This is a genomic window from Mycobacterium neumannii (assembly GCF_048452905.1).
GTDB lineage: Bacteria > Actinomycetota > Actinomycetes > Mycobacteriales > Mycobacteriaceae > Mycobacterium > Mycobacterium neumannii_B.
Window position 1 is genome coordinate 1265742 of sequence record NZ_JBCGVF010000003.1, and the last position, 640, is coordinate 1266381.

Genomic DNA, 640 nt, shown 5'->3' on the forward strand with positions numbered 1-640 from the left:
GGCGATCTGCGGCGCCAACCGCCGTTTCCCACCCTGGGTGATGCGTTCATGCGCCTGGTGCACACCGGCTGGGACACCGAGGCCACCCGCCGCCCCCACGGCCAAGACACCACGGTGATCGTGCACCTCGACCTCGACAAAGCCGCCGCCTGGCCCCATCTGGGCCCGGTCTTATCGCAGGCCGATCGGCGCCTGCTGTTGTGCGACACCGGCTGCGAAGTCTGGCTCGAACGCCACGGCCAACCCATCGGGGCCGGGCGCACCACACGGGTGATCAGCCGACGGCTACGCCGAGCCCTCGAGCACCGCGACCGCACCTGCCGGGTGCCCGGCTGCGGGGCCACCCGCGGACTGCACGCCCATCACCTTGTGCACTGGGAAGACGGCGGGCCCACCGAACTGGACAACCTGGTGCTGGTCTGCCCCTACCACCACCGGCTACACCACAGAGGCGAGATCACCATCACCGGACCGGCCGACCAGCTGTCCGTCACCACCCGCCAAGGCAAACCGCTCCACCCCGGATCCCTGGCACGCACACCCACCCAACCCCCACCCGACGTCGCGCCCTGCCCCGGACCCCTCGGCGAACACGCCCAATGGCGCTGGTACGAACCCTTCCAACCCCAACCACCACCAC

1 pseudogene is annotated in these 640 nt (G+C 70.5%); it reads left to right on the forward strand.

Annotation, left to right across the window (positions count from 1 at the left end):
- Window positions 1-640: pseudogene (locus AAHH99_RS12475) on the forward strand (DUF222 domain-containing protein); the annotation flags it as partial.